This window comes from Mesorhizobium sp. CA4 (assembly GCF_020165075.1).
Lineage (GTDB): Bacteria > Pseudomonadota > Alphaproteobacteria > Rhizobiales > Rhizobiaceae > Mesorhizobium.
This window is the reverse complement of sequence record NZ_JAIUHK010000004.1, coordinates 155,673-181,491: the sequence shown is the minus strand read 5'-3', so window position 1 is coordinate 181,491 and position 25,819 is coordinate 155,673. Positions and strand designations below refer to the sequence as shown.

Annotated in this window: 24 protein-coding genes and 1 pseudogene; 14 read left to right on the top strand and 11 right to left on the bottom strand. The window is 63.3% G+C overall.

What is annotated here, in order from left to right; all coding sequences use genetic code 11:
- Window positions 1-7: 7 nt before the first annotated feature.
- Window positions 8-799, bottom strand: coding sequence for a DUF3108 domain-containing protein (locus tag LB528_RS05230; protein WP_224714057.1), 792 nt, complete (start codon window positions 797-799; stop codon window positions 8-10).
- 258 nt (window positions 800-1,057) lie between these two features.
- Between LB528_RS05230 and rpmB the strand changes: the two genes are divergently transcribed.
- The 5 genes from rpmB (at window position 1,058) to LB528_RS05205 (ending at window position 5,876) form a co-directional block, all read left to right on the top strand.
- A complete protein-coding gene (gene rpmB / locus LB528_RS05225) occupies window positions 1,058-1,354 on the top strand; it encodes a 50S ribosomal protein L28 (protein WP_095767449.1) in 297 nt (98 codons plus the stop codon).
- Between the two features lie 111 nt (window positions 1,355-1,465).
- Window positions 1,466-2,152 (top strand): queuosine precursor transporter, encoded by a 687-nt coding sequence (locus LB528_RS05220; protein WP_224510508.1) that lies wholly within the window; start codon window positions 1,466-1,468, stop codon window positions 2,150-2,152.
- 57 nt (window positions 2,153-2,209) lie between these two features.
- Window positions 2,210-2,884, top strand: coding sequence for a hypothetical protein (locus LB528_RS05215; RefSeq protein ID WP_224510510.1), 675 nt, complete (start codon window positions 2,210-2,212; stop codon window positions 2,882-2,884).
- Between the two features lie 190 nt (window positions 2,885-3,074).
- Window positions 3,075-4,850 (top strand): GtrA family protein, encoded by a 1,776-nt coding sequence (locus LB528_RS05210; protein ID WP_224714056.1) that lies wholly within the window; start codon window positions 3,075-3,077, stop codon window positions 4,848-4,850.
- 216 nt (window positions 4,851-5,066) lie between these two features.
- Entirely contained in the window at window positions 5,067-5,876 is an 810-nt protein-coding gene (locus tag LB528_RS05205) for a hypothetical protein (protein ID WP_224510514.1), read from the top strand.
- Window positions 5,877-5,934: 58 nt separating this feature from the next.
- Here LB528_RS05205 and LB528_RS05200 read toward each other — a convergent pair.
- From LB528_RS05200 to LB528_RS05185, 4 genes and pseudogenes are all read right to left on the bottom strand, one after another.
- Window positions 5,935-6,950 (bottom strand): annotated as a pseudogene (locus tag LB528_RS05200) (esterase-like activity of phytase family protein).
- Window positions 6,947-8,845 carry a cobaltochelatase subunit CobT gene (cobT, locus tag LB528_RS05195; protein ID WP_224714055.1) on the bottom strand — a complete coding sequence of 633 codons (1,899 nt, stop codon included), beginning with the start codon at window positions 8,843-8,845 and terminating at the stop codon, window positions 6,947-6,949. The pseudogene LB528_RS05200 and the gene cobT overlap by 4 nt, the downstream one beginning before the upstream one ends.
- Before the next feature lie 55 nt (window positions 8,846-8,900).
- Window positions 8,901-9,887 (bottom strand): cobaltochelatase subunit CobS, encoded by a 987-nt coding sequence (gene cobS, locus LB528_RS05190; protein WP_224510520.1) that lies wholly within the window; start codon window positions 9,885-9,887, stop codon window positions 8,901-8,903.
- Window positions 9,888-10,010: 123 nt separating this feature from the next.
- Window positions 10,011-10,634, bottom strand: coding sequence for a J domain-containing protein (locus LB528_RS05185; RefSeq protein WP_224714054.1), 624 nt, complete (start codon window positions 10,632-10,634; stop codon window positions 10,011-10,013).
- A 178-nt stretch (window positions 10,635-10,812) separates the two neighbouring features.
- On the opposite strand from LB528_RS05185, the gene LB528_RS05180 reads away from it, so the two are divergent.
- Complete coding sequence (locus tag LB528_RS05180; protein ID WP_224714053.1) at window positions 10,813-11,115, top strand: BolA family protein; 303 nt, start codon at window positions 10,813-10,815, stop codon at window positions 11,113-11,115.
- Window positions 11,116-11,156: 41 nt separating this feature from the next.
- Here the strand turns inward: LB528_RS05180 and LB528_RS05175 are convergent, their stop codons facing one another.
- Entirely contained in the window at window positions 11,157-11,306 is a 150-nt protein-coding gene (locus LB528_RS05175) for a hypothetical protein (RefSeq protein ID WP_224714052.1), read from the bottom strand.
- A gap of 287 nt (window positions 11,307-11,593) precedes the next feature.
- Between LB528_RS05175 and LB528_RS05170 the strand changes: the two genes are divergently transcribed.
- From LB528_RS05170 to LB528_RS05160, 3 genes are read left to right on the top strand one after another with little or no spacing between them, the layout of a single operon-like run.
- The gene (locus LB528_RS05170) at window positions 11,594-13,543 is read left to right on the top strand and encodes a PrkA family serine protein kinase (protein ID WP_224510527.1); all 1,950 of its coding nucleotides are present in this window, start codon (window positions 11,594-11,596) and stop codon (window positions 13,541-13,543) included.
- A 19-nt stretch (window positions 13,544-13,562) separates the two neighbouring features.
- On the top strand, window positions 13,563-14,873 hold the full coding sequence (locus LB528_RS05165; protein ID WP_224714051.1) for a YeaH/YhbH family protein: 1,311 nt from the start codon (window positions 13,563-13,565) through the stop codon (window positions 14,871-14,873).
- Between the two features lie 28 nt (window positions 14,874-14,901).
- Window positions 14,902-16,449, top strand: a complete 1,548-nt coding sequence (locus LB528_RS05160; RefSeq protein ID WP_224714050.1) for a SpoVR family protein — start codon at window positions 14,902-14,904, stop codon at window positions 16,447-16,449.
- A 139-nt stretch (window positions 16,450-16,588) separates the two neighbouring features.
- On the opposite strand, the gene LB528_RS05155 is transcribed toward LB528_RS05160, so the two are convergent.
- The 3 genes from LB528_RS05155 to LB528_RS05145 are packed head-to-tail and all read right to left on the bottom strand — an operon-like array spanning window position 16,589 to window position 19,241.
- Window positions 16,589-17,485, bottom strand: coding sequence for an HlyC/CorC family transporter (locus tag LB528_RS05155; protein ID WP_224714049.1), 897 nt, complete (start codon window positions 17,483-17,485; stop codon window positions 16,589-16,591).
- The gene (gene aroB / locus LB528_RS05150; protein WP_224714048.1) at window positions 17,482-18,627 is read right to left on the bottom strand and encodes a 3-dehydroquinate synthase; all 1,146 of its coding nucleotides are present in this window, start codon (window positions 18,625-18,627) and stop codon (window positions 17,482-17,484) included. Before aroB ends, LB528_RS05155 begins: the two co-directional genes overlap by 4 nt.
- Window positions 18,624-19,241 (bottom strand): shikimate kinase, encoded by a 618-nt coding sequence (locus tag LB528_RS05145; RefSeq protein WP_224714047.1) that lies wholly within the window; start codon window positions 19,239-19,241, stop codon window positions 18,624-18,626. Before LB528_RS05145 ends, aroB begins: the two co-directional genes overlap by 4 nt.
- 189 nt (window positions 19,242-19,430) lie before the next feature.
- Between LB528_RS05145 and LB528_RS05140 the strand changes: the two genes are divergently transcribed.
- From LB528_RS05140 to LB528_RS05120, 5 genes are all read left to right on the top strand, one after another.
- Window positions 19,431-19,583: a hypothetical protein gene (locus LB528_RS05140; RefSeq protein ID WP_042643428.1), complete on the top strand. Its 153-nt coding sequence runs from the start codon at window positions 19,431-19,433 to the stop codon at window positions 19,581-19,583.
- 10 nt (window positions 19,584-19,593) lie between these two features.
- Entirely contained in the window at window positions 19,594-20,508 is a 915-nt protein-coding gene (locus LB528_RS05135; RefSeq protein ID WP_224714046.1) for a site-specific tyrosine recombinase XerD, read from the top strand.
- 101 nt (window positions 20,509-20,609) lie between these two features.
- A complete protein-coding gene (locus LB528_RS05130; protein WP_224510539.1) occupies window positions 20,610-21,560 on the top strand; it encodes an acetyl-CoA carboxylase carboxyltransferase subunit alpha in 951 nt (316 codons plus the stop codon).
- Between the two features lie 222 nt (window positions 21,561-21,782).
- The gene (locus tag LB528_RS05125) at window positions 21,783-23,072 is read left to right on the top strand and encodes a murein L,D-transpeptidase family protein (RefSeq protein ID WP_224510541.1); all 1,290 of its coding nucleotides are present in this window, start codon (window positions 21,783-21,785) and stop codon (window positions 23,070-23,072) included.
- A 75-nt stretch (window positions 23,073-23,147) separates the two neighbouring features.
- Window positions 23,148-23,399, top strand: a complete 252-nt coding sequence (locus LB528_RS05120; protein ID WP_224510543.1) for a sulfurtransferase TusA family protein — start codon at window positions 23,148-23,150, stop codon at window positions 23,397-23,399.
- Between the two features lie 18 nt (window positions 23,400-23,417).
- On the opposite strand, the gene LB528_RS05115 is transcribed toward LB528_RS05120, so the two are convergent.
- Entirely contained in the window at window positions 23,418-24,527 is a 1,110-nt protein-coding gene (locus LB528_RS05115; RefSeq protein WP_224510545.1) for a CobW family GTP-binding protein, read from the bottom strand.
- Between the two features lie 8 nt (window positions 24,528-24,535).
- On the bottom strand, window positions 24,536-25,705 hold the full coding sequence (locus LB528_RS05110; RefSeq protein WP_224714045.1) for a D-alanyl-D-alanine carboxypeptidase family protein: 1,170 nt from the start codon (window positions 25,703-25,705) through the stop codon (window positions 24,536-24,538).
- Window positions 25,706-25,819 lie beyond the last annotated feature (114 nt).

Genomic DNA, 25,819 nt, shown 5'->3' with positions numbered 1-25,819 from the left:
GCCTGACCTAATTTACCGCCTCGAACCGTCGCGCGCTGATGGTCAGCGGACCGATCTGCGTCCCGACCGTGGCGCGGATTGGCGCATATACGCCGGATTGGCCGAGCGGCGCAAACGTCACCAGCATGCGGCTCTCGTTCTTGAGAAAATTCAATGCTTTGCGGCCCTTGCGATAACCCGCCACCGGCTCGAAGCCCATTTTGCAGGTCACCGTATCACCCTTGTAGCCGGGCACCGAGATCGAACCCTTGGACGCATAGGTCAAGGTCAGATCGGCGCGCATCTCACCGTCGTAGAATTTGACTGTGCGCCCGCAGACCTTGTCCGGGCTGTCGGCATGGATGACGGTCGCGGCCATGGGATCGAGCACCGATTTCAGGTCGCCAGCGCCGATCGGCACCCAGTCCTTGGGGTCGCGCTTCTTTGGCGGGGGAATGACTTGTGTGGAGGTGACGGCGCCATTGTTGAAACGGATATCGACCACCGAGGCCTTCTTGCCGGACGTGTAATCGGCCCTGAATGCCCGCGGCTGCATCTGCTTGCCGGAGATCGTGCCTTTCGAGGAAATCCTGCCTTTCGTATCGTCGAACAGCTTGCCGAGGCCGGCGGCCGAGACAGTGCCGTCGATGGCATAGCTGTTGCCCTCATAATGGCTGGAGAAAGTCGCCCTGGCGATCGAAAGGCCGAGATAGGACACCGTATACTCGCCCCTGAAGGACTGCGGCGCCGCGGCGGCGAAGCTCGTTGCCGGCACGGCAAGGGCAAGCAGGGCTGCGAATGCATGAGATGGACGGAGCATGGCGGCTGGCGAATCCCTGGCGGTTCGGCCGGAACGCAACGGCTCCAGCCTGGCATATCCCTTCGCGAACGGCTTATAGTGTGAAATCCGGCCTTTATATGGAGCGCGGATGACGCCTGGCTGCGTCCCGGAGCTTGACGCAGTGGTGAAATGCCACTATGCAACGCCAACTTTTCCAAAGGCCGCCTGACCGATACCGCGCGCCGCCTGGCGCGGGCAGAATGGTTTGGCAGGTTTAGAAACTGAAGGTTAGACAAGATGTCCCGCACCTGCGAACTCACTGCCAAGGCAGTCCAGACTGGCAACAATGTGAGCCACGCCAACAACAAGACCAAGCGTCGCTTCCTGCCGAACCTGGTCAATGTGACGCTGATTTCCGAAGCGCTGAACCAGAATGTTCGCCTGCGCATTTCGGCCAACGCGCTGCGTTCGGTCGAGCATCGCGGCGGCCTCGACGCCTTCCTGGCCAAGGCCGACGTCAAGGAACTGTCGCAGCGCGCGCGTCTGCTCAAGAAGCAGATCGCCAAGAAGCTTGCCGAGCAGTCGGCCGCTTAAAGCAGCTTTCAGGCGGGGGACGACCGCCTTGGGCATCGGCCAGACCGGTGCTCGGAATGTGAGCGAGCGTCGGCATGACGCTCCGCTGGTTCCATCACCCAGGATAAAAAAATGAATTTCCTGACGCGATATTCGCCCTTCGTGGCCGCAATGGCGCTCGTCGTCGTGGCGTCGAACATCCTAGTGCAGTTCCCGATGCAGGGCGAGATCGGCGGCCTGTCGCTGGCCGACCTGCTCACCTGGGGCGCCTTCACCTATCCCTTCTCCTTCCTGGTCACCGACCTCGCCAACCGCCGCTATGGCCCGGCCGTGGCGCGCAAGGTGGTGTTCATCGGCTTTATGGCTGCGGTGACCTGCTCGATCCTGATCCCGCCCTTCCTGTTTCGCCACGGCCTGATCGAGTTCGAGACCGCCGCCGACCGGCTGGTGCGCATCGCCGCCGCTTCCGGCGCCGCGTTCCTCACCGCACAATTGCTGGACGTCACCGTCTTCAACCGCCTGCGCCGGCAGAGCTGGTGGCGCGCGCCGATCGTCGGCACGCTGGTTGGCTCGGTGTTCGACACGGTTGTCTTCTTCGGCGTCGCCTTCTCCGCGGCCTTCGCCTTTGCCGGCCCCAACGACAGCTTCGCGCTGGAGACCGCGCCGCTGATGGGCGTACTGCCGGTCGAGACGATGCGCTGGGTGTCCTGGGCGCTTGGCGACCTTTCGGTGAAGCTCATCATCGCTGTCGTGGCGCTGATTCCTTACCGTCTGCTCGCCGCGCGCTGGAGCCAGCCGGCGGTCGCGGTCGGAGCATGATCCCGAAAAGTGGGACCGGTTTTTGGAAAAGATCATCCTCAAACAAAATGAGAGAGCATGATCCCCTGGGTTCAGCTTGATTCCACGCGCACGCCCGAGGGCGGCCAGGAGCTGCGCCTTAAACAGCGCGGCGCTGAATTTTCGATCATGCTCGGCACCAACGAGCTGATGAACAGCCGCCTCAGCGGCTCCGAGGAAGCGCTGGCCAGGCTTTCCTGCGAGCGGATCGCCGGCCGCAAGCGGCCAAACATCCTCATCGGCGGGCTCGGCATGGGTTTCACCTTGCGCGCGGCCCTCTCCGCGCTCGATGCGGACGCCACCGTCACCGTTGCCGAACTTGTCCCCGCGGTCGTCGCCTGGGCGCGCGGCCCGATGGCGGAAATCTTCGACGGCTGCCTCGACGGCCCTCGCGTCGCCATTCGCGAGGCCGATGTCGGCCAACTGATACGGGCGGAGAAAGCCGCCTGGGACGCCATCCTGCTCGACGTCGACAATGGTCCCGAAGGCATCGTCTACAAGGGCAATGACGCGCTCTATGGCGCGGCCGGCCTGGCGGCCGCGCGAGCCGCCTTGACGCCCGGCGGCGTCCTGGCGGTCTGGTCGCAGGGGCCGGACAGCGGCTTCACCCGGCGGCTGAAGCAGGCCGGCTTCGTGGTCGAGGAGATCAGCACGCGGGCCAACGGCAAGCGCGGTGCTCGCCACGTCATCTGGGTTGCTACCAACCAGGCCTGACGCTTTCAGCCACGGCCGCAGCGGCTTTACGCTTTGTTACGCCCGATGATGCAGGATCGCGGAAATTCTCCAGAGTGGTTCGCCGTTTCACGGAAACGGCGAACCACTCTACCTCTCTGTTTTGATGCAATTCCTAACGGAAAACCGTGGCACACTTTTCCTGGAATTGCTCTAAGGCATCGCGACCAGCATGACCGTGCATGGCACCGGTTGGAAAAACGATCTCCTGCTTGCGTTGTGCGCCATGCTGGTGGTGCTGACGATCAACGCCGTTTCCGGCTTCCCCACCCTTGCGAATTATGGCGCAGACAATGACAGCATGCTGCGGCTGGTCGAGGTTCGCGACCTGCTCGGAGGCCAAAGCTGGTTCGATCTCCATCAATACAGGATGGGCACCTCGGGCGGCTTCGTCATGCATTGGTCGCGGCTTGTCGACACGCCGCTCGCGCTGATCATCATGGCCTTCGATGCGCTGGGCGCCAGCACGGCCGCTGCCGAACGCGCCGCGCAGATCATCTGGCCGACCCTCCTCTACGGGCTGACCATATTCGTGCTCATGCGCGCCTCGCAGCGCTTCGCCGCTGCGAATGTCGCGATGCCGGCAATCATCCTGTCGACGGCGGCGCTGTTCTTCCTGATGATCTACAGCCCGGGGGTGATCGATCATCACAACGTCCAGCTGTTGCTGACCGCAGCCAGCCTCTGGCTCCTGATGGAAGCGCCCTTCTGGCGGCCCGCTGCCCTTCTGTCGGGCATTTGCGCCGGCCTGACGCTCGCGGTCGGCATGGAGACCGCTCCTTATGTGGCGGTGCTCGGCATCTGCGCTGCTGTCCTGTTCATCCTCGACGACAAGGAGCGCGTCACGGCACGAGGCTTTGGCCTCGGATTTGCCGGCATCGCCTCCCTGGTTTTCGTAGCGACCATCCGGCCCGCCGACTGGGGCGTGGCCCAATGCGACGCCTTCTCGTCCTTCCAGTTCGCGGTAGCAGCGCTGTCCGGCTTCGGCCTCGCGATCGCGGCTGCGTTGACCGCGTCGACAACGCGGGCGCGGCTGGTTTCAATGCTGGCGCTTGCGGTGGCGGTCGCGGCCGCCGTGATGCTGTTCTTCCCGCAATGTCTGGCATCGCCCTATGCGGGCATGGACGAGCGCATCCGCACCTATTGGCTGGCCGACGTGATCGAAGCCCAGCCCTTCTGGAGCGTCGCCATCCACCAGCCGAAGCTAATGGCGGCGCGCTATGTGACGCCCTTCATCGCGATTCTGCTGATCGGCTTTCAACTCCGGACCCGTCGCCTGCGCGGCGAGGAAACGCTGGCCGCCATCCTGCTCCTCGTTGCCTTCGTCGTCAGCCTTTGGCAGGTGCGCGGCTCGACCTTCTCCGTCGCCTTCGCCATATTGCCGCTCTCGGCCTGGATCGCGAAAATCCGCCTGCGGGCGGACGCCGCCCCGTCATGGCGCCTTTCCGCCGGCATCGTCCTGGCGTGGCTGGTCTCGCTGAACGCGACCTGGACCGGCGTCGCGATAGCGGCGCAGTCCATGGTCCAGACGGCGCCGCAGCGGATCAATTCCGATCCCGACCATGCCGTGACCTGCGGCAAGCCGGGCGACTTCCGCGACCTCGCCGCCATGCCGGCGACGACGGTGCTTGCCTCGTCCAATCTCGGCTCGGGAATATTGGTGTTCACCGGCCACCGCACGCTGGCCGGCCCTTACCACCGCAATGTCGGCGGCAATTTGGCCATGCTCGATGCCTTCATGGGAGCCCCGGACGCCGCCCGCGCCGTCATCGAGCGCGAGCATGTTGGACTGATCGCGATCTGCCGCGGCAACACGGAAGAGATATCGCTGGCCTCGGACGCGCCGGAAGGCCTTGCCGCGGCGTTGCTGCGGGGCGACCTGCCGGAATGGCTCGAACTAGACCAGTCTACGGCGGGAAAGCCGATCGAGATCTACAAGGTCCGTTGAATATCAGCCTGCAACGATATCAGCATCGTCGACCGCGCCCCTCGCAACCTGCTTGCTTTGAGCTGATGCAACTTCACTTCGTGATTTAGAAAATCGCGATCGAAATCAGTTCCGTGGGTCGTTGCAATCCAGCCTGTGCTTTGGTTAGCATTTCGCTGGGGCGGCGATATATGTATTCAAGCAATTTGGATTCGGGGTTTTAGGGAGAGAATATCCATGTCGGCCACAGAGGACGCGCTGGTGCCTGCATCAGCCACACAAACGCTGCAGCATGTTGTCTCCCACATGGTGGGCGCGGTGAACCGCGCCGCCTTTGTGGAAAAGCCTTTCTGGCATTTGGAGATGACCGATGTTTTCCCGGCGGACCTTTATCGGCGCATGCGCGCCGCCATGCCGGAGGCGCGCGAATATCGTGCGCTCAAGGGGCGCAACAATGTGAATATCAAGGCTGACGGCACCGCGACGCGGATCAAGATCGACCTCTACCCTGAATATATCCGCCATCTGCCTAGCGAGAAACGGGCCGTCTGGGCGTTGGTCGGCAAGGCATTGCATGCGCCGGACCTGAAGCAAGCGTTCATGCGCCGCCTCGCCCCGGGCCTGGAGCGCCGGTTCGGTCCGGACTTCATGAAGGTCGGCATGTATCCGGTGCCGATGCTGACGCGCGACGTGGCGGGCTACAAGATCGGCTTCCACACCGACACGAAGTGGAAGGGCATCACGGTGCAGTTCTACCTGCCGGAGGACGACTCGATCAACCATATCGGCACCCGCTTCGCCGAGCGCATGCCGGACGGGCGTTTCGAGAATTCGCACCGGATGTCGTTTTCGCCGAATACAGGCTACGCCTTTGCGGTCGGCACCGACACCTGGCACGCCGTCGACACCGTCGGACCGGAAGTCCGCACCCGCGACAGCATTCTTCATACCTATTTCGTCGACAATACCACGACGCTCAAGATCCGCAACCGGAGCAAGCGCGCGGCCAATTTCGTGATGAACGAAGTCCGCCACATCGGCCGGTAGAACAATTCCAGGAAAAGTGTGAACGGTTTTTCCGTGCGGCCGACAGGGCCCATCGTCCTCAGTCCTGGTGCAGGATGAATTCCAAATAGAGGTTCCGCTGCAGGATCGAATGGTTTTCGTCGGATATCAGCGATACCATCAGCGCGCCGTCGTCGCGGTCCAGACGTCGAGCCCTTCCATATTGTCGATCTGGTAGCCCATGTCGGCCTCCATCAGCACCGGCCCGTCGGCGACCGCGCCCTTCGCGACGCTTTCGCCATAGATGCGCCGCAGCCGCATCTTCACCCCGCGGGCAATCGAGAAACTGCGTTCCAGAAGCAGCAGGTCGCCGTCCGGCAGGAAGGCGCCGTCGGTTATGTCGAAATCGCCGTCGCGCCTGACGGTGAAGACGCCCTTATGCGGTCCCTCGATGACGGCTGCGTAGACGTTGCCTGCCTTGTTGAGGCTCCTCTCCGAGACCACGACCAGGCCGCCCTCGTGCTGCCCATAAGGATTGGCGTGGGTGACGGTCTCAAAGCCGCGGTTCTGGCGCAGCTCCTCGGCGGGAACCTGATAATCGAGCTGCCTGACCGGGGCTTTCATATTGTCGGGATCGATCTTGAACTGGGCGACGCGCTGGTCGCGCTCGAAGCCGACGGTGGCGATGCCGTCCTTGACCGCGAGCCCCTCCGCGTCGACCTCCCATTTCCGGTCAATCGGCCGGCCCGAGGCGTCGACCATCTGCTGCATGCGGAAATTCGTCACACCCGACGGTCGCTTGCCGGCGTCATGCGTGATCGTGCCGAAGAACCAGAAACCGGTGTCGGCGACACCGATGAAATCGCCGCCCGGCTTCAGGAAGCGAAAGGCCGACAGCGCGCCGAAATCGCGCGCCGGCGAGGTCATCTCCAGCCCGCCGACGAATTCGAGCGGCCCGAACCGCGTTTCGTCGTCGCCGACATGGAACTGGCTGATCGGCCGCGCCGAGATCTCGACCGTCTCGACGGGAGTCCCCGCGGCGGCAATGGCCGGCGAGGCGCAGGCCAGCATGCAGGCGAAAAGCGTCCGCCGCGCACGCCCCCTTGAAAAGATCATCCGGCGCGCCGCAAGCCGCCGCGCCTTGTGTCGCGCGCGCTTTCCTCGCCGAACAGCGATGCGAGCTGCTCGGTCATCGCGCCGGCCAGTTCCTCGGCATCGACGATGGTGACCGCGCGGCGATAATAGCGTGTAACGTCGTGGCCGATGCCGATCGCCAGCAGCTCGACCGGCGAGCGCGTCTCGATCAGCTCGATGACCGCCCGCAAATGGCGTTCCAAGTAATTGCCCGGATTGACCGAGAGGGTGGAATCGTCGACCGGCGCGCCGTCGGAGATCATCATCAGGATCTTGCGCTGCTCCGGCCGGCCGATCAGGCGGTTATGCGCCCATAGCAGCGCCTCGCCGTCGATGTTTTCCTTGAGCAGGCCCTCGCGCATCATCAGCCCGAGATTGCGCCGCGCTCGCCGCCACGGGTGGTCGGCGGATTTGTAGATGATGTGGCGCAGGTCGTTGAGCCGGCCGGGATTCGGCGGCTTGCCGTCCTTCAGCCATTTCTCGCGCGCCTGCCCGCCTTTCCATGCCCGCGTGGTGAAGCCGAGGATTTCCACCGAAACGCCGCAGCGCTCCAGCGTGCGCGCCAGTATGTCGGCGCAGGTCGCGGCGACCGTGATCGGACGCCCGCGCATCGAGCCCGAATTGTCGAGCACCAGCGACACCACCGTGTCGCGGAACTTGGTGTCGCGCTCCTGCTTGAAGGACAGCGGCTGCATCGGGTCGATGACGACCCGCACCAGGCGCGCCGGATCGAGATAGCCTTCCTCGAGGTCGAAATCCCACGAGCGGTTCTGCTGCGCCATCAGCCGGCGCTGCAGCCGGTTGGCGAGCCGCCCGACGACGCCGGAGAGGTTGGCCAGCTGCTTGTCGAGAAAGGCGCGCAGCCGGTCGAGCTCCTCTTCCTCGCACAGGTCCTCGGCGCCGACCGTCTCGTCGAAGGCGGTGCTGAAGACCTTGTAATCGATCTCTTTCGGCAGGTTAAGGAACGGGTTGTCGTTGCGCTTGGCCTCGCCCGGCGTCTCGGCGTCGGAATCATCCTCGTCGGAGAGATCGTCCGAGGTGGCGTCGGTCGCCTCGGTCTCGGCCGACTCTTCCTCGTCGGCGGAGGCTTCGGCATCTTCCGACTGCGACTGCTCGGAGCCTGAATCCTCCTCGCCGCCCTCCTCGCTCTGTTCCTCGCCTTGCTGCTCGTTCTCTTCGTTTTCCTCGGAGTCGTCGGTTTCCTGGTCGTCGCCAAGCTCTTCGGCCATTTCCATGGAAACCAGCATGTCGCGCACGACGCGGGCAAAGGCCTGCTGGTCCCCGAGCTTGGCCGACAGGCCGTCGAGATCGGCGCTGGCCTTCTCCTCGATCCAGGGACGCCAGAGGTCGACCAGCCGCTCGCCGCTCTTCGGCACGGGACGTCCGGTGAGCTTTTCGCGCACCATCAGCGCGATCGCCTCTTCGAGGGGGGCGTCGGCCTTGTCCCTGACGTCGACGAGGTTCGCCTTGGTGTATTTGTCCTCGAGCATCGAGCCGATATTGTCGGCCACGCCCTGCATGGCGCGGCTGCCGATCGCCTCGACACGAGCCTGTTCGACGGCATCGAAGATAGACCGCGCCAGCTTGCCCTCCGGCGCCAGCTTGTTGTGGATGCGCTGATCGTGGCAGGCGCGCTTCAGCGCCATGGAATCCCCCAGCCCACGGGTGATCGCGATATCGTTGCGGGAAGCTTTCTTCGGCAGCTCGGGCAGCCGGGCGCGGTTGCCGGCGAGCGCCGGCCGATCCTTGGCGAAGCCGACCTCGAGGTCCTTGTCGCCGGCCACGGCGCGCATGCACACGGTCACGGCGCGCTTGAAGCTGTCGGCTTCAGACCCGTTCTTCGGCTTGTTGCGCGTGTTGTCGCCCGGACCCGCCATTGATCATTCCCTGCGCGATTCATGCTGAAAGGCTGGAGGCCTTTCAGCTGCGCACCTAACCCAGCACCACGTTGGCGGCGCTCTCCGGCAGATCCTCGCCGAAGGCGCGCTGGTAGAACTCAGCCACAACCGAACGCTCCAGCTCGTCGCACTTGTTGAGGAAGGTCAGCCGGAACGCCATGCCGATATCGCCGAAGATCTCGGCGTTCTCGGCCCAGGTGATGACGGTACGCGGGCTCATCACAGTCGACAGGTCGCCATTGATGAAGGCCGAGCGCGTCATGTCTGCGACGCGCACCATCTTGTTGACGATGTCCTTGCCCTTGTTGTCGCGATAGTGCTTGGCCTTCGCCAGCACGATGTTCACTTCATTGTCGTGCGGCAGGTAGTTGAGCGTGGTGACGATCGACCAGCGGTCCATCTGCGCCTGGTTGATCTGCTGCGTGCCGTGATAGAGGCCGGTGGTGTCGCCGAGACCAACCGTGTTGGCGGTGGCGAACAGCCGGAACGCCGGATGCGGGCGGATGACGCGGCTCTGGTCGAGCAGCGTGAGCCGCCCCGACGATTCCAGGACGCGCTGGATGACGAACATCACGTCAGGACGGCCGGCGTCATATTCGTCGAAACAGAGCGCGACATTGTGCTGATAGGCCCAGGGCAGAATGCCGTCGCGGAATTCAGTGATCTGCAGGCCTTCCTTGACGACGATGGCGTCCTTGCCGACGAGATCGATACGGCTGACATGGCTGTCGAGATTGACGCGCACGCAGGGCCAGTTGAGCCGCGCCGCCACCTGCTCGATATGCGTCGACTTGCCGGTGCCGTGGTAGCCCGACACCATTACCCGGCGGTTGTAGGCAAAGCCGGCGAGGATCGCCAACGTCGTCGCGCGGTCGAAGAGGTAGTCGGGATCGATATCCGGCACATGCTCGGTCGCCGCCGAATAAGCGGGAACGACCATCTTGGACTCGAAACCGAATTTCTCCTTCACCGACACCGTCGTGTCGGGCAGGTTGGCGATATCGCGATCGACCTTGTTCATCTCTATCAACGTCTCCACGGGCGAAACGCCGCGTTTCGCCGGCAATCGATTTTGTCCGGGGGCGGTCTTAGAGCCTTTTCCAACCTTATGAAAGTTGGAAAACGACACGGACCGTGGGGCCGCTCAGCACAATCCTGCCTGCTTGAGCACGCGATAAGCCTGGAGCACATCGCGTAACCGGTCTTCCGAACCTCTGTCGCCGCCATTCGCATCCGGGTGGTGGCGCTTTACCAGTTCCTTATAACGCGCCTTGATGTCCTGGCCAGTCGCCTTTGTGTCAAGGCCAAGCGTTTCCAGCGCCTTGGCCTCAAGCGGCTTTGCCTTGCGCTCCCGCGGCTCGCGCGCGCCTAAGCCGAACAGGTTGAACGGATCGCGCATGCGGTTGTAGTAGCCGGCGCGACCCGAACGCTGCTGCGCGAAATCCGGCGCCGAGCGCGTCCCACCGCCATTGGCGCCCATGCGCCATGTCGGCCTGTGGCCGGTCAGCGCCTCTTTCTGGAAGCGCGCGATCTCGCTGTCCGACACGCCGGAGAAGTAATTGAAGCCCTTGTTGTATTCGCGCACATGCTCGAAGCAGAAGCGGAAATACTCGCCCTCCTTGAGGCGTCCGACAGGCGCCCGGTGCGTGCCTGCCTCGTTGCAGCCGTCCCACTGGCAGATCGGCGCGCGCGACTTAAGCTCCGCGTCCTTTTCCGGCCGGATTCGAATTTTCTCGAAATATTTGGGATACGCTTTCATCTCACCCATTTATGGGCTGTTCGCACCTGCGAAACAAGAATTGACATTTCGCCGATGATCGCCCTAACCGCTGAATCGCGGCTTAAAAGCGGTCGAATTCAGATTTTGCGGCTGTGGCGCAGGTAAGTTGCGGCCATGCCGTCAACAATTTGCGGCTATGGCCGTCAAGTGGGGAAGGGAAGCCCGGATGTCCATACAGTCGACGATGGAAAACAAGCTGAAAGCGGCATTTTCGCCCGAACGGCTCGCCGTCATCAACGAAAGCCACCTTCACGCCGGCCATCATCACGTCGAGCACGGCCAGGAGGCCCAGTTCGACGGCATCGGCGAGACGCATTTCCGCGTCCGTGTCGTCTCGGCCGCCTTTGCCGGCATGAGCCGCATCGACCGTCACCGTGCCGTCAACGAACTGCTGGCCGACGAATTGAAAGCCGGCGTGCATGCGCTGGCGATCGAGCCGGCGGCACCGGGCGAGAAGACGCGCTGGTAGTCAGCCGACCGTCGCCTTGAGAAACGCCAACACAGCCGCGGTCAGGGCATCGCCGTCTTGACCGAAAATCGCGATTGATCGATACCGCCGTCGAACAGCGTGACCTGGCCCGGACGCCCGGCGGCTGACGCGCCTGCCGGCAACAGCGCCGTCAGGGATGCCGCAATAGAGCTGCGCCGATCGATCATCATCCTCATCTCCGGCCAGATTTAAGGCGGCAGCGCGCGGAAGCGCACCGCGCACTTCGATTAAGCATCAATAACGACAACTTGTGGAGCGCAAACCAGATCCCGCCCTTGAAGCTCCGCCGGCAATCACCACGTATTTTCCAAGGCGAGCAATTCGGCCGCTGGCATCTAAACGGGTCAATGTCAGATTGCATGCGCTATCCTTCATATGAAGGGAACAAACAGCGCTTTCCGGCAGTTGATGCAGCGATGAGCCGATTGGCAGCCCATCGGCTCCGAGGCAAAGCACCATGCGCGAGAACCAATCAGACGTCTTCGATCTGTTTTCGGAGATTTATTCCAACGCGGCCCAGGAAGAGATCAGCCTACAGCAATACCTACTGGCCTGCCGCGAAGACAAAACCATGTATGCGTCGGCACCCGAACGCATGGTCGAGGCGATCGGTGAGCCGAATCTGATCGACACCAGCAAGGACGAGCGGCTCGGTCGCATTTTCTCCAACCGCACCATCAAGATCTATCCCTCTTTCTCCGACTTCTACGGGATGGAGGATACGATCGAGCGCATCGCCGGATATTTCCGCTACGCCTCGCAAGGCCTCGAGGAGCGCAAGCAGATCCTCTATCTCCTCGGTCCGGTCGGCGGCGGCAAATCCTCGCTGGCCGAACGGCTGAAGAAGCTGATGGAAGAGCGGCCGATCTACACGCTCAAGGTCGGCAACCAGATCAGCCCGATCTTCGAGTCGCCGCTTGGCCTTTTCCATCCCGATCGCATGGGCGACCTGCTGGAAGACAAATACGGCATCGCACGCCGCCGCCTGAGCGGGCTGATCTCGCCCTGGGCGGCCAAGCGCCTCGACGAATTGTCTGGCGACATCTCCAAATTCAGCGTCGTCAAGCTGATGCCGTCGCGGCTGCGCCAAATCGCCATCGCCAAGACCGAGCCCGGCGACGAGAACAATCAAGACGTCTCGGCCCTGGTCGGCAAGGTCGACATCAGACAGTTGGAGCACTTCAGCCAGTCCGACCCGGACGCCTACTCCTACAGCGGCGGCCTCAACCGGACGACGCAGGGCCTGCTCGAATTCGTCGAGATGTTCAAGGCGCCCATCAAGGTCCTGCACCCGTTGCTGACGGCAACCCAGGAAGGCAGCTACAACGGCACCGAGAATTTCGGCGCCTTCCCGTATCAGGGCATCGTCGTCGCCCACTCCAACGAATCGGAATGGCAGCAGTTCAAGAACAACAAGAACAACGAGGCCTTCCTCGACCGCATCCTCGTGGTCAAGGTTCCCTATTGCCTGCGCATCACCGAGGAACGGCAGATCTACGAAAAGCTGCTCCGTGAGAGCGAATTGGCGAACAGCCCCTGCGCGCCCGAAGTGCTGGACATTCTCAGCCGCTTCACCGTCTCCACCCGCCTTGCCGAACATGAGAACTCGCCGCTCTACACCAAGATGCGCGCCTATGACGGCGAGAACCTGAAGGAAATCGACCCGAAGGCGAAGTCTGTCCAGGAATATCGTGACGCGGCCGGCGTCGACGAAGGCATGACCGGGGTCAGCACCCGCTTCGCCTTCAAGATCCTGTCGCAGACCTTCAACTACGACACCAAGGAGGTCGCCGCCGACCCGGTGCACCTGATGTACATCCTCGAGGAGGCGATCAAGCGCGAGCAATTCCCGAAGGAGACGGAGGCCGCGTATCTCGAATTCATCAAGTCGGAGCTCGCGACGCGCTACGCCGAGTTCATCGGACACGAGATCCAGAAGGCCTATCTGGAATCCTACAGCGAGTACGGTCAGAACCTCTTCGACCGCTACATCGCCTATGCCGACGCCTGGATCGAGGATCAGGATTACAAGGACCCCGACACCGGCCAAATCCTCAACCGTGAGGTCCTGGACAAGGAATTGTCGCAGGTCGAAAAGCCCGCCGGCATCGCCAATCCCAAGGACTTCCGCAACGAAGTGGTCAAATTCACCTTGCGCGCCAGGGCGCGCAACCATGGCCGCAATCCATCCTGGACGAGCTATGAAAAGCTTCGCGAGGTCATCGAGAAGCGCATGTTCGGACAGGTCGAGGACCTGCTGCCGGTGATCAGCTTCGGCTCCAAGCAGGACAGCGTCACGGAGAAGCGGCACAACGAATTCGTGCAGCGCATGGTGGAGCGCGGCTACACTCAGCGGCAGGTGCGACGGCTGGTCGACTGGTACATGCGCGTGAACAAGGCGGGCTGAACAAAGTCGGGACGGTTCCATGCCGATCTTCATCGACCGCCGCCTCAATCCGAAGGACAAGAGCCTGGGCAATCGCCAGCGCTTCCTCAGGCGCGCGCGCGAAGATCTCAAGCGCAGCGTGCGCGACCACGTCCGGACAGGCCGCATCGCCGACGTCGACCGAGAGCACGCCGTGCCGATGCCTCGCAAGGGTATCAACGAACCGACCTTCGGCAACGACAAGGAAACCGGCCGGCGCCAGCATATCCTGCCCGGCAACCGGACGTTCAGCCCCGGCGATCTTATCGCCAAGCCGGGCGGCGGCGGAGGCTACGGATCGGCCCCGGGAACCACGGCATCCGAAGACGACTTTCGCTTCGTGCTGTCGCGCGAGGAAGTGCTCGATCTTTTTTTCGAAGACCTCGAACTGCCGGATCTGGTCAAGCTCAATCTCAAGCAGATACTGAGCTTCAAGCCGAGACGGGCGGGCTTCAGCGCAAGCGGAGCGCCGACCAACATCAATGTCGGACGCACGATGCGCAACAGCCATGGGCGGCGCATCGCGCTGAGACGCCCCAAACAGGCGGAGCTCGACGCGATCGCCCAGCAGATTGCCGAGCTCGAAGCGAAGCCGGCCAGCGCGGCGGTAAGCGAACGCATCGCCGCCCTGCGCGAGGCGTTTGAGCGGCTGGAGCGCCGGCGCAGGCGCATTGCCTATGTCGATCCGGTCGATATCCGTTTTAATCGCTTCGATCCCCAACCGGTGCCGAATGCGAGCGCGGTGATGTTCTGCCTGATGGACGTCTCCGGCTCGATGGGAGAGCGCGAGAAGGATCTGGCCAAACGCTTCTTCGTGCTGCTGCATCTGTTCCTGACGCGCCGTTATGAACGCACCGAGGTCGTCTTCATCCGCCACACCCACGAAGCCAAGGAGGTGGACGAGCATACATTCTTCTACCACACCGAAAGCGGCGGCACGGTCGTCTCAACCGCGCTCGAGGAAATGCACCGCATCATCGAAGAACGCTATCCGGTCGCCGAATGGAACATCTACGCCGCCCAGGCTTCCGACGGCGACAATTTTGCTACTGACTCCGAGCGCTGCATAGAACTGCTCGACCGCAAGATTATGCGGCTTTGCCAGTATTTCGCCTATGTCGAGATCATCGACGAGCGGGAAAGCCATATTTTCGGCTCGACCGAGAACGGAACGTCGCTCTGGCGGGCCTACAACGCCGTCGACGGGAAATGGCCGAACTTCCAGATGAGGCGCATCGCTGCGCCGGCCGACATTTACCCGGTCTTCCGAGAGCTCTTCGCCAGGCAACCTGATCTGCGCAAGAGCGCTTGAGGACTGAGGGTCGAAGGGACATAGGCCGATGGTCAGCCAGGCGCGCAAATCCGAACTGTTGTTTTCCGGGTCTGACTGGGACTTTTCGAAACTGTCCCGCGTCTATGACGAGATCGAAGCGCTCGGCCTCGAAGAGCTTCGACTCGACATCTATCCGGTGCAGATGGAGGTCATCTCTTCCGAGCAGATGCTCGACGCCTATTCTTCGGTCGGCATGCCGCTGATGTACCGGCATTGGTCTTTCGGCAAGCGTTTCCTCTACGACGAGCTTCTTTACCGCAAGGGCGCGCGCGGTCTGGCCTATGAGCTGGTCATCAACTCCAACCCCTGCATCGTCTATCTCATGGAAGAGAACACCATGGCCCTGCAGGCTTTGGTGACCGCCCATGCCGCGCTTGGGCACAACCATTTCTTCAAGAACAATCATCTCTTCCGGCAATGGACCGATGCCGGCGGCATTTTGAGCTATCTGGATTTTGCCAAGAGCTACATAGCCCGATGCGAGGAACGGCATGGCCTGGCGGCCGTGGAAGCGATCCTGGATTCAGCCCACGCGCTGATGGAGCAGGGTGTGTTTCGCTATCATCGGCCGCCGAGACTGTCGTCTGAGCAGCAGCGCGAAGGGCTTCGCGAGCGCCTGGAATACGAGGAGCGTTCCTTCAACGATCTCTGGCGAACGCTGCCGCCTCCTCAAGAGAGCGGCGAGACCAAAACAGGCATTGACGACGATGCGGCCGAGCGGAAGAAATCGCTCCATCTGCCGGAGGAAAACCTGCTCTACTTTCTCGAGAAGAACAGCCTCGTCCTCGAGCCCTGGCAGCGCGAGATCGTCAGGATCGTGCGGGTCATCGCGCAATACTTCTACCCGCAGCGGCAAACCCAGGTGATGAACGAAGGCTGCGCGACCTTCGTGCACTACACGCTCATGAACACGCTTTTCGACCGTGGCCGTATCAGCGAAGGCGCCATGCTCGAGATCTTGCGCAATCACTCGAACGTCGTTTTCCAGCCGGCCTATGACGACCCGCGCTTTTCCGGCATCAATCCCTATGCGCTCGGTCTCGACATGATGCAGGACATCCAGCGCATCTCGACCACGCCGACAGCCGAGGACCGCGACTGGTTTCCCGACATCGCCGGCCGCGGCGACTGGCGCGACACCTTGCTCGACGCCTGGGCCAACCACCGCGACGAATCCTTCATTCGCCAGTATCTGAGCCCGGCGCTGATCCGCAAATGGCGGCTCTTCGTGCTGGCCGACGGTGCCGACGAGCCGCATTACGAAGTCGCCTCGATCCACAATGAGCGTGGCTATGCCAAGATACGGTCGGCGTTGGCGCAAAGCTACGACATCGGGGCAAGTCGCCCCGACATCCAGGTGATCGACGTCGACCTCCTGGGCGACCGGCATTTGCGGCTTCAGCACACGGTGAAGGACGGCGTAATGCTCGAGGGTGAAAGCCGCGATGCGACGCTGCGCCATGTCCGCAACCTCTGGGGCTACGACGTCAGCCTGGCCGCAATCGATGGCGGAACCGGCGCAATGCTCTCCGAGCGCTGGACCAAGGAACTCTAAGATCGCAGGCTGTCGCTGACGTTTCGTTGAATCGCCATCCTGATCTAACTCTTTGTTGGAGCATGATCTTCTCCGAAAACCGGTTACCGCTTTTCCGGATCATGCTCTAGCAGGCCGGCATTACGTGATATCAACACACCTAGCCTTCGCTGGCCGGACGTATCCTCAACCTCGCAATGCGGTTCTTGTCGCGTTTCATGACAACGAAGCGCTTGCCGTGGAACGTGAAAGCCTGCTTCTCCTCAGGAATCGATTGCGTCTCGTGGATGACGAGACCGGCGATCGTCGTCGCCTCCTCGTCGGGCAGGTCCCAGTCGAGCGCGCGGTTCAAGTCGCGGATCGGCACCGTCCCGTCGACAACGACCGAGCCGTCAGCCTCCTTTTTCACGCCCTGCATATCGATGTCGTGCTCGTCGGCGATCTCGCCGACGATTTCCTCTATGATGTCTTCCAGCGTCACCAGTCCTTCGACCTCGCCATATTCGTCGACGACGATGGCGAAATGCGCCTTGCGCCGCAGGAAGGCGTTGAGCTGTTCCTGCAAGGTGGTGGTGTCCGGCACGAACCACGGCTTCGCCGCGATCTTCATGACGTCGATCCGCGAAAAGTCGTTGCCGACCTCGTTGAGGGCTCTCAGCAGATCTTTCGCGTGCAGGACGCCGACGATGTTGTCGAGCGAACCCTTCCACAGCGGCATGCGGGTGTGCGGGCTCTGCAGGATTTCGCGCACCACCGCCTCCGGCGCATTGTCGGCATTGACCGAGCGCATATTGGTGCGGTGGACCATGATGTCCGACACTTCGAGTTCATCGAGGTCGAAGAGGCCTTCGAGCCGATTGCGCTCCTCACCGGCAGCCGCGCCCTCGCGGCGGGCATCGTCGCTGTCTTCATCCTTGCCGTTGCGCTCTGTTCGCTGCGGCGGCTCGAGCGGCCGAAGCGCGTAGCCGAAAGCGGCAAGCAACCGGGCACGGAACAGAAGCGCCAAAAGCACGATGACGGCAAGGACGGCGGCGACGATCCAGCCGGCGCCGGTCATCTGGAATGGCTCATCTTGAGCCGTTCGGGATGGCTCACTTTGAGGAAGGAGAGCACCTCCGAGGACGGCACGTCCTTGGCGATGAACGACTGGCCGATGCCGCGCGTCAGGATGAAGGTCAGCGCGCCGCGCGAGACCTTCTTGTCCTGGGTGATGAAGCCGAGCAGCGCCTCGGCATCCGGCAGGTCGCCCGGAATATCGGCCATCCGCCAGGGCAGGCCGACGGCGCGCAGATGCGCTTCGACGCGCTTCGCGTCGTCCGGGCTCGCCAGGTTGAGCCGCGCCGAAAAACGATACGCCAGCGCCATGCCGATAGCGACGCCCTCGCCATGGACGAGGCGCGCGCCGTCATATTGCGTGGCGGCTTCCAGTGCATGGCCGAATGTATGGCCGAGATTGAGCAGCGCGCGGTCGCCGGTCTCGAACTCGTCGCGGGCGACGACATCGGCCTTGGCGCGGCAGGCCTCGGCGATCGCCTCGACCCGCGCCGGACCGCCGGCGAACACGTCCCGCCAGTTCTGTTCAAGCCAGGCGAAGAAGGCCGGGCGGTCGATCAGCCCGTATTTGGCAAGCTCGGCATAGCCGGCGCGGAACTCGCGGATCGGCAGCGTGTCGAGCACGCCCGTGTCGGCGAGCACCAGCCTGGGCTGGTGGAACACGCCGACGAGGTTCTTGCCGCGCGCGCTGTTGATGCCCGTCTTGCCGCCGACCGAAGAATCGACCTGCGCCAGCAGCGAGGTCGGGATCTGCACGAAGTTCATGCCGCGCCGCACGATGCCGGACGCGAAGCCGGCAAGGTCGCCGATGACGCCGCCGCCGAGCGCGATCACCACGTCGCGGCGTTCGAGTTTTGCCGCAAGCACGCCGTCGACCACCTCCTCGAGATGGGCGAAACTCTTGGTCTTTTCGCCCGCCGGCAGCGTGATGACGGCGGACTGGATGCCGCCTTTCTGCAGCCCCGCCTTGAGCGCGTCGAGATGCGCGGCGGCGACGTTCTCGTCGGTGACGATGGCCGCGCGGATGCCGGGAAGGCGGCGCGCGATCTCTTCGCCGGAGCGCGCCAGCAATCCAGCGCCGATCAATATGTCATAGGCGCGGTCGCCGAGCCCGACCTCGACCTTCACCGGCTCGGCCTGGCTCACGGCTGCACCTCGTCAGTTGGAGCGCCCGTCGCGATCGTGGCGACGCCGAAATGGGTGCAGAGCGCCGCGACGACCTCGCCGGCGATGATCTCCTTGCGGTCGTCGCGCGTCGGCACGGTCAGGTCGGCGGTCGCGTACACCGGATAGCGCTCGCCCATCAGCCGCTCCAGCACACCACGCGGATCGGGATTTTTCAGCAGCGGCCGGTTCTGCTTCTTGGAGACGCGCTCCATCAACAGGTCCAGATCGGCCTTCAGCCAGACCGATACGCCATGCGCCGAAATCGCCTCGCGCGTCTGCGCGTTCATGAAGGCGCCGCCGCCGGTCGACAGCACCTGCGGGCCGTTCTCCAGCAGGCGCAGGATCACGCGCTGCTCCAGCGCCCGGAATTCCGGCTCGCCATAGCGCTCGAACAGCTCCGGCACCGTCATGCGCGAGACGCTTTCGATCTCCTGGTCGCTATCCATGAAGGGCAACGAAAGCATCGTCGCCACCTTGCGGCCGATCGCCGTCTTGCCGGCCCCCATCAGCCCGACGAAGACGATCGAACGGCTGCCGAGCGCTTCGATCAGCGCGGCGCATCCTTCGTCAGTCGGATTTGGCAGAGCGTTCATCGGGGCCTCTTTGCGCCGTATCGACATCAAAAGCCTGTTTGCGTCAAGCGCAGGCGGACGAACGGTTTCAAAGCTTTTCCGGCAAAACCTCTGTCGACCGAAATCCTTCGTCCTTGAATTGCCTGGATTGGCGTCCCATAAGGGCACAGGGCTTTGGAAACGCAGAACAGCAAGACGGGCGAAATTTGAATGCCGACTTTGTTTCGCTTCGTCGTGACGCTGGCGGTTCTTGCAGGCATTGCCTATGGCGCGATGTTCGCCCTGGCCATGTTCGTGGAGCCGAAAAAGGCCGAAATGAGCATCCGAATTCCGGCCGAGAAGCTCAATCCGAAGAAGAATTGATCCCGGCCCGATGAACAGCGCCGCCCGCATCGAAGCCTTCCTCGAAATGATGAGCGCCGAGCGGGGCGCGGCCGAAAACACGCTTTCGTCCTACCGCCGCGATCTGGAGGATGCTTCCGAGGCGATCAAAGGCGGGCTTGCCGGCGCGGGGCCGGCCAACATCCGCGCCTATCTCGACGACATCGCCGCGCGGGGCTTCGCGCCGACCTCGCAGGCGCGCAAATTGTCGGCGATCCGCCAGTTCTTCAAATTCCTCTATGCCGAAGGCCTGCGCGGCGACGACCCGACCGGCACGCTGGACAGCCCGCGCAAGGGCCGGCCGCTGCCGAAGACGATGAGCGAGGCCGAAACGGGCCGGCTGCTCGACCGCGCGGCGCAGGAAGCGGCAGAAACCGGACCGGACGGCGACAGGCTGGCCGCGTTGCGCCTGCACGCGCTGGTCGAGGTTCTTTACGCCACCGGCCTGCGGGTGTCGGAGCTGGTCGGCCTGCCGGTCACGGTGGCGCTGCGCGACGACCGCTTCTTCATGGTGCGCGGCAAGGGCGACAAGGAACGCATGGTGCCGCTGTCGGCCAAGGCGCGCGCCGCCATGCGCGCCTGGCTTGCCGCGAGAGCCGAGCGGCCGGCCTTTGCCGAGAGCCCGTTCCTGTTTCCGTCCTCCTCGGACAGCGGTCATCTCTCCCGGCAGGTGTTCGCCCGCGATCTCAAGGGCTTGGCCGCGCGGTCCGGCATAGCGTCGGCGAAGATCTCGCCGCATGTGCTTCGCCACGCTTTTGCCAGCCATCTCCTGCAGAACGGCGCCGATCTCAGAGCCGTTCAGCAACTCCTAGGCCATGCCGATATCTCGACCACGCAGATCTACACCCACGTTCTGGAGGAGCGGCTGGTGCGGCTGGTCAACGATCATCACCCGCTTGCCGACTAGGCCTCATATCGCTATGTGAGGGCGACGTTCCACCGCCCGGAGCCGGCATTTCAGCGGTTCCGCCAGCCATTTGCCTTCCGACGGATCGGTCCGACCCAAGCATGTACAACTACCTCGACTTCGAAAAGCCGGTGCAGGATCTGGAGCTCAAGATCCTTGAGCTGAAGAAGCTTGCCGAGAACGGCGAGGCGGTCGATGTCGCCGAAGAGATCAGCAGGCTGGAAAAGCGCTCGCGCGACGCGTTGCGCGACCTCTACAAGGCGCTCACGCCCTGGCAGAAGGTGCAGGTCGCGCGCCATCCCGACCGCCCGCATTGCGTCGACTACATCAAAGGGCTGTTCACCGATTTCACGCCTTTAGCCGGCGACCGCAATTTCGGCGACGACCAGGCGATCGTCGGCGGCTTCGCGCGTTTCCGCGGCGAGCCGGTGGCGGTCATCGGCCAGGAGAAGGGTTCAGACACGGCAAGCCGCATCAAGCACAATTTCGGCTCGGTGCGGCCAGAGGGCTATCGCAAGGCGGTGCGGCTGATGGAGCTTGCCGACCGCTTCCAAATCCCGCTTTTGACATTGGTAGACACGGCCGGCGCCTATCCCGGCGTCGGCGCCGAGGAGCGCGGTCAGGCCGAAGCCATCGCGCGTTCGACCTCCGCCTGCCTTTCGCTGAAAGTGCCGTCGATCTCGGTGGTCATCGGCGAAGGCGGCTCCGGCGGCGCCATCGCGATCGCCACCGCCAACCGCGTCTACATGCTGGAGCATGCCATCTATTCGGTGATCTCGCCCGAGGGCGCGGCGTCGATCCTGTGGCGCGACACCACGCGCTCCAAGGACGCTGCGACCAACATGAAGATCACCGCGCAGGATCTTCTCGAGATGAAGATCATCGACGCCATTATTCCCGAGCCGATCGGCGGCGCCCAGCGCGCTCCGGAGACGGTAATTGCGTCCACCGGCGACCTCATCGCCCGGACGATGAAGGATTTTGCCGGCGCCAACACCGATTTCCGCGAGCAGCGCCGCGAGAAATATCTGGCGATGGGCCGCAGCCTTTGACCTCTCAAGTCCCGGCAAGACGTTCAACTGTGGCCGGAATAAGCAATTCCGCCACAAAAATGCCGCCGGATTCGGCTCAATGGAAATCGCCGCGAGGGGTTTGCCAAGGCTTGCGGTAAGGAATTTTCAAGGTTAACGGGCTTACGGTCCCACTGGTGTTCAGCCTGCGGGCCCGGCCATGCCGAGTGCCGTTGGCCCGAGAGAAGAGACGTAGCCGTATCGATGTTTGCCAAGCTTGCCCGCACCGGAGTCCTGATCGCCGCCATCGGCGTCGCCGGCTGCAATGATTCGTCGATGAAGGATTTCGCGCCGGAGGCCAACAAGCCGCTGCCGGACAAGATCCTTGCCGACATGAAGGCCAAGGGCATGGTGCGCACCTCTTCGGTGATGGCGCGCATCTTCAAGGAAGAAGGTAAGCTGGAGATCTGGAAGGCCAAGACCAATGGCCGCTACGATCTCGTCGCCACCTACGACATCTGCAAATGGTCGGGAAAGCTCGGCCCGAAATACACCGAGGGCGACCGCCAGGCGCCGGAAGGCTTCTATACGGTGCGTCCGTCGCAGATGAATCCGCGCTCGAATTACCATCTGTCCTTCAACATCGGCTTCCCCAATGCCTATGACCGCGCCAATGGCCGCACCGGCCAGAACCTGATGGTGCATGGCGCCTGCTCGTCGTCCGGCTGCTATTCGATGACCGACGCGCAGATCGAACAGATCTATGCCTTCGGCCGCGACGCCTTCCAGGGCGGCCAGACCGAGTTCCAGATCCAGGCCTTCCCGTTCCGCATGACCGCCGCCAACATGGCGCGCTACCGCAACGACCCGAATTACGAATTCTGGAAGATGCTGAAGGTCGGGTACGACAATTTCGAGATCACCAAGGTGCCGCCGAAGGTCGACGTCTGCGAGAAGCGCTATGTCTTCAACCAGGTGGCGCCGGAAGGCACGACCTTCGACCCGACCGGCCCCTGCCCCACGACCATGCAGCCTGACTCGTTGAAAACGGCCTATGCTGACTACGAGAAGCGTTACGACGCGGCCTTCAAAGCAGCCGTCAATTCCAGCACGCCGCCGCCGAAGCCGACGATTGCCGGCATCAAGGAAGCGAGCATCGTTTCCGACTGGTCGAAGCGCCGCGCCCGCGGCGAGCGCGTGCCGATCGAGCCGCCGTCGCTGAATGCCGACGGCTCGGTGACGGAAACCACCCGCATGGGCCGCATCGATTCCCCGCTCGGCCGCAAGATGGCAGCAGCCGACGCGCAGAAGGAAGCCAAGCGCAAGGCCGAAGAGCAGCGCGTGGCCGCGATCGAGGCGGCTAAGGCCGCCAAGGAAGCGGCTAGGCAGCAGGCGCTGGCCGAGAAGGAAGCCGCCAAGCAGGCGGCGCAGCAGCCGGTCGTCACTGCAGGCGTCGAGGCAGTGCCCGCGCAGGAGACCCAGCAGGCCGCCGACGCCGACCAGGGCACCGTGTCAAAGCTGAAGAAGAAGCTGCTCGGCATGTTCGGCGGCTGAGGCTTCAATGCATGTCGCCCAAAAGCATGCTCTCGGGCATTGACCCGAGGGGTAAGGCGGTTTTGGAATAGCGACATGCATGAACAGAGGGCAAAGCCGCCCGCCATCTACGATCTCAAGGGACTGAACTGTCCGCTGCCGGTGCTGAAAGCCCGCAAGCGGCTGGCTGCGATGCGGCCGGGTGCCAGGCTGTGGCTCGAGACCACCGATCCGCTGGCCGTGATCGACATCCCGGCCTTCTGCGCCGATGCCGGCCACCAATTGGTCGAAACGGCCGCGGTGACGGGCGGCCATCGTTTCCTGGTCGAGCGCGGCAGCGCGGCCTGACCGGCGTCGTTTTTCGGCCTATAGCCCCGCTATTGCCAGCGGATTGGTCTCCAGCGCGGCCCGGTCCGGCGTGTCGATCGACGGCTTGTTGGTGAAGGCGGCGAACAGCCGACGGCTGTAGTCCTGCGGCATGTCGAGCGTGATCAGCACCAGCCTAGTGCCGCGCTGGCCGTCGGGCCAGGCCGGCAGCCTTGCCGGCGGATGCAGGATCTTCTGCACGCCGTGAATGACCAGCGGCCGCGACGGATCCTCCGCAAGCTCGATGACGCCCTTCATGCGCAGGAGTTTCTCGCCATGCGTCGAGCGCAGAAGATCAAGGAACATTTCGATCGCCGAGAACGGCACCGGGCCGTCATGGACGAGCGAGTGCGTGCGCACGCGCGTATCATGGCGATGCTCATGATGGTGGTGGTGATCGTGGTCGCCGTCATGGTGATGATGATCATGGTGATGATCATGCGCCGCCTCTTCACCAAGCCAGCGCCGCACGTCGGCGGACTTGGTTTCAGGATTATAGAGGCCGCAATTGAACAGCGCCGCGGCGCCGGCATCGGCGACGTCGAGCAGGACGGCGCCTGGATTGACCTGCTTCAGCCTTGCCCGCAACGCCTCGACCTCGGCCGCGTCGGCCAGGTCGATCTTGGTCAGCACGATGCGGTCGGCCACCGCCGCCTGCTTCACCGCTTCGACATGGGTATCGAGCGTTGCCTCGCCATTGACGGCGTCGACCAGCGTGATGACGCCGTCGAGCCAGAAGGCGTGCACCAGCGCCGGATGCGCCATGATCGACTGCAGCACCGGCGCCGGATCGGCCAGACCCGTCGTCTCGACGACGACGCGCGCCAGTTTCGCGATACGGCCGGTCTGCAGCCGGTCGACGAGATCGGCGAGCGTGTCGACCAGGTCGCCGCGCACCGTGCAGCACAGGCAGCCGTCGGAAAGCTGGATGATGCCGTCGGAAGCCTGCTCGACCAGCAGATGGTCGATCGCCACCTCGCCGAACTCGTTGATGATCACCGCCGTGTCGGCAAGCGCCGGCTCCTTGAGCAGCCGATTGAGAAGCGTCGTCTTGCCGGCGCCGAGGAAACCGGTGAGCACGGATACGGGAATGGGAAAGCTGCTGTCCATGACGCGGCTCAGTTGGCCTTGGCGGGCTGGTCGCCCTGCGCCGCGGCGGCAGCCGTTCCGGTCGCCAGAGGCTCGGCGCCGGCCGGCGCCGGCCTGTCGGGTCGCCAGCTCGGCAGCGGCACACCGGCATAATTCTGATCGGCCTGGTCGACGAACGCCTTGGGCGCCGGCCCCGTCGCGCCGCCGAGACCGACGGCAACGAGCGTGGGGTGGTCGAGCCTCACCTGGTAGGGCGATTTCGGCTTATCCTTGGCGGCAACCTCGGGGGCCGCCTCCGATTGCTCGTTCTTCGGCTTTTTCGCGCAGATCTCGTCATGCATATCGTTGGGCGACAGTGTGTCGCCATAGGGCTTGAGCCCTGCAAGCGTGGTCGAAGTGGCCGTCGGCATCTCAAAACCCAAGTCGAGCAGCTTTGCCGCCGCTTCGGCGCGGCTGATCGCCGATTTCTCACCCAATACCACGGCCACCAGCGTGCGCCCGTTGCGTGTCGCCGAGCCGATCATGTTGAAGCCGGACGGACAGACGAAGCCGGTCTTCATGCCGTCGGCGCCCGGATAGCGGCCGATCAGGAGATTGTAGTTCGGGATCGCCTTCTTGCCGACCGCAAGGCCTTCGATCGAGAACCACGGGGCATATTGCGGAAAATCATTGCGCAACGCCGTCACCAGCACGGCAAGGTCACGCGCGGTCGTATACTGCTCCGGCGAATAGAGCCCGTTCGGGTTGACGAAATGCGTGCCGACCATGCCGAGCCGGGCCGCCTCGGCGTTCATGCGGTCGGCAAAGGCAGCCTGCGACCCGCCGATATTCTCGCCCACGGCCATGGCGATGTCGTTGGCCGACTTGACCAGCATCATCTTCAGCGCGTTGTCGAGCCGCATCACCGAGCCGGGCTTGAAGCCCATTTTGCTCGCCGGCTCGCCGGCCGAATGCTTCGTCACCTTGATTGGCGAATCGAGCGCCACCTCGCCGGCCTGGATCGCGCGGAAGGCAACATAGGCCGTCATCAACTTGCTGAGCGAGGCCGGATACCAGCGCTTGAATGCGTCCTGGTGCTCCAAGATTGAGCCGCTCTTCAAGTCGAAAAGGACGATCGGATTGGCCCGGACCGGGCCGGCAAACACCGGCAACGCAAGCGCGCCTCCCAGCAATAGGTTGAGGAAATGCCTTCGCCGCATGATCAAATCCGAAATCGCCTCTTGCCGTAATCGCGGCTGGGTTCGTAAGATTTGGTTACCCATCGCCAGCATAAATGCGGCCTGGCCCTCGACCCGGACCGCATTGTTGCGGTG

Bases quoted from the DNA above. Each gene is read 5' to 3' on its own strand.
- LB528_RS05230 (WP_224714057.1), bottom strand. From the start codon at position 799: ATGCTCCGTCCATCTCATGCATTCGCAGCCCTGCTTGCCCTTGCCGTG.
- rpmB (WP_095767449.1), top strand. From the start codon at position 1,058: ATGTCCCGCACCTGCGAACTCACTGCCAAGGCAGTCCAGACTGGCAAC.
- LB528_RS05220 (WP_224510508.1), top strand. From the start codon at position 1,466: ATGAATTTCCTGACGCGATATTCGCCCTTCGTGGCCGCAATGGCGCTC.
- LB528_RS05215 (WP_224510510.1), top strand. From the start codon at position 2,210: ATGATCCCCTGGGTTCAGCTTGATTCCACGCGCACGCCCGAGGGCGGC.
- LB528_RS05210 (WP_224714056.1), top strand. From the start codon at position 3,075: ATGACCGTGCATGGCACCGGTTGGAAAAACGATCTCCTGCTTGCGTTG.
- LB528_RS05205 (WP_224510514.1), top strand. From the start codon at position 5,067: ATGTCGGCCACAGAGGACGCGCTGGTGCCTGCATCAGCCACACAAACG.
- cobT (WP_224714055.1), bottom strand. From the start codon at position 8,845: ATGGCGGGTCCGGGCGACAACACGCGCAACAAGCCGAAGAACGGGTCT.
- cobS (WP_224510520.1), bottom strand. From the start codon at position 9,887: ATGAACAAGGTCGATCGCGATATCGCCAACCTGCCCGACACGACGGTG.
- LB528_RS05185 (WP_224714054.1), bottom strand. From the start codon at position 10,634: ATGGGTGAGATGAAAGCGTATCCCAAATATTTCGAGAAAATTCGAATC.
- LB528_RS05180 (WP_224714053.1), top strand. From the start codon at position 10,813: ATGTCCATACAGTCGACGATGGAAAACAAGCTGAAAGCGGCATTTTCG.
- LB528_RS05175 (WP_224714052.1), bottom strand. From the start codon at position 11,306: ATGATGATCGATCGGCGCAGCTCTATTGCGGCATCCCTGACGGCGCTG.
- LB528_RS05170 (WP_224510527.1), top strand. From the start codon at position 11,594: ATGCGCGAGAACCAATCAGACGTCTTCGATCTGTTTTCGGAGATTTAT.
- LB528_RS05165 (WP_224714051.1), top strand. From the start codon at position 13,563: ATGCCGATCTTCATCGACCGCCGCCTCAATCCGAAGGACAAGAGCCTG.
- LB528_RS05160 (WP_224714050.1), top strand. From the start codon at position 14,902: ATGGTCAGCCAGGCGCGCAAATCCGAACTGTTGTTTTCCGGGTCTGAC.
- LB528_RS05155 (WP_224714049.1), bottom strand. From the start codon at position 17,485: ATGACCGGCGCCGGCTGGATCGTCGCCGCCGTCCTTGCCGTCATCGTG.
- LB528_RS05145 (WP_224714047.1), bottom strand. From the start codon at position 19,241: ATGAACGCTCTGCCAAATCCGACTGACGAAGGATGCGCCGCGCTGATC.
- LB528_RS05140 (WP_042643428.1), top strand. From the start codon at position 19,431: ATGCCGACTTTGTTTCGCTTCGTCGTGACGCTGGCGGTTCTTGCAGGC.
- LB528_RS05135 (WP_224714046.1), top strand. From the start codon at position 19,594: ATGAACAGCGCCGCCCGCATCGAAGCCTTCCTCGAAATGATGAGCGCC.
- LB528_RS05130 (WP_224510539.1), top strand. From the start codon at position 20,610: ATGTACAACTACCTCGACTTCGAAAAGCCGGTGCAGGATCTGGAGCTC.
- LB528_RS05125 (WP_224510541.1), top strand. From the start codon at position 21,783: ATGTTTGCCAAGCTTGCCCGCACCGGAGTCCTGATCGCCGCCATCGGC.
- LB528_RS05120 (WP_224510543.1), top strand. From the start codon at position 23,148: ATGCATGAACAGAGGGCAAAGCCGCCCGCCATCTACGATCTCAAGGGA.
- LB528_RS05115 (WP_224510545.1), bottom strand. From the start codon at position 24,527: ATGGACAGCAGCTTTCCCATTCCCGTATCCGTGCTCACCGGTTTCCTC.
- LB528_RS05110 (WP_224714045.1), bottom strand. From the start codon at position 25,705: ATGCGGCGAAGGCATTTCCTCAACCTATTGCTGGGAGGCGCGCTTGCG.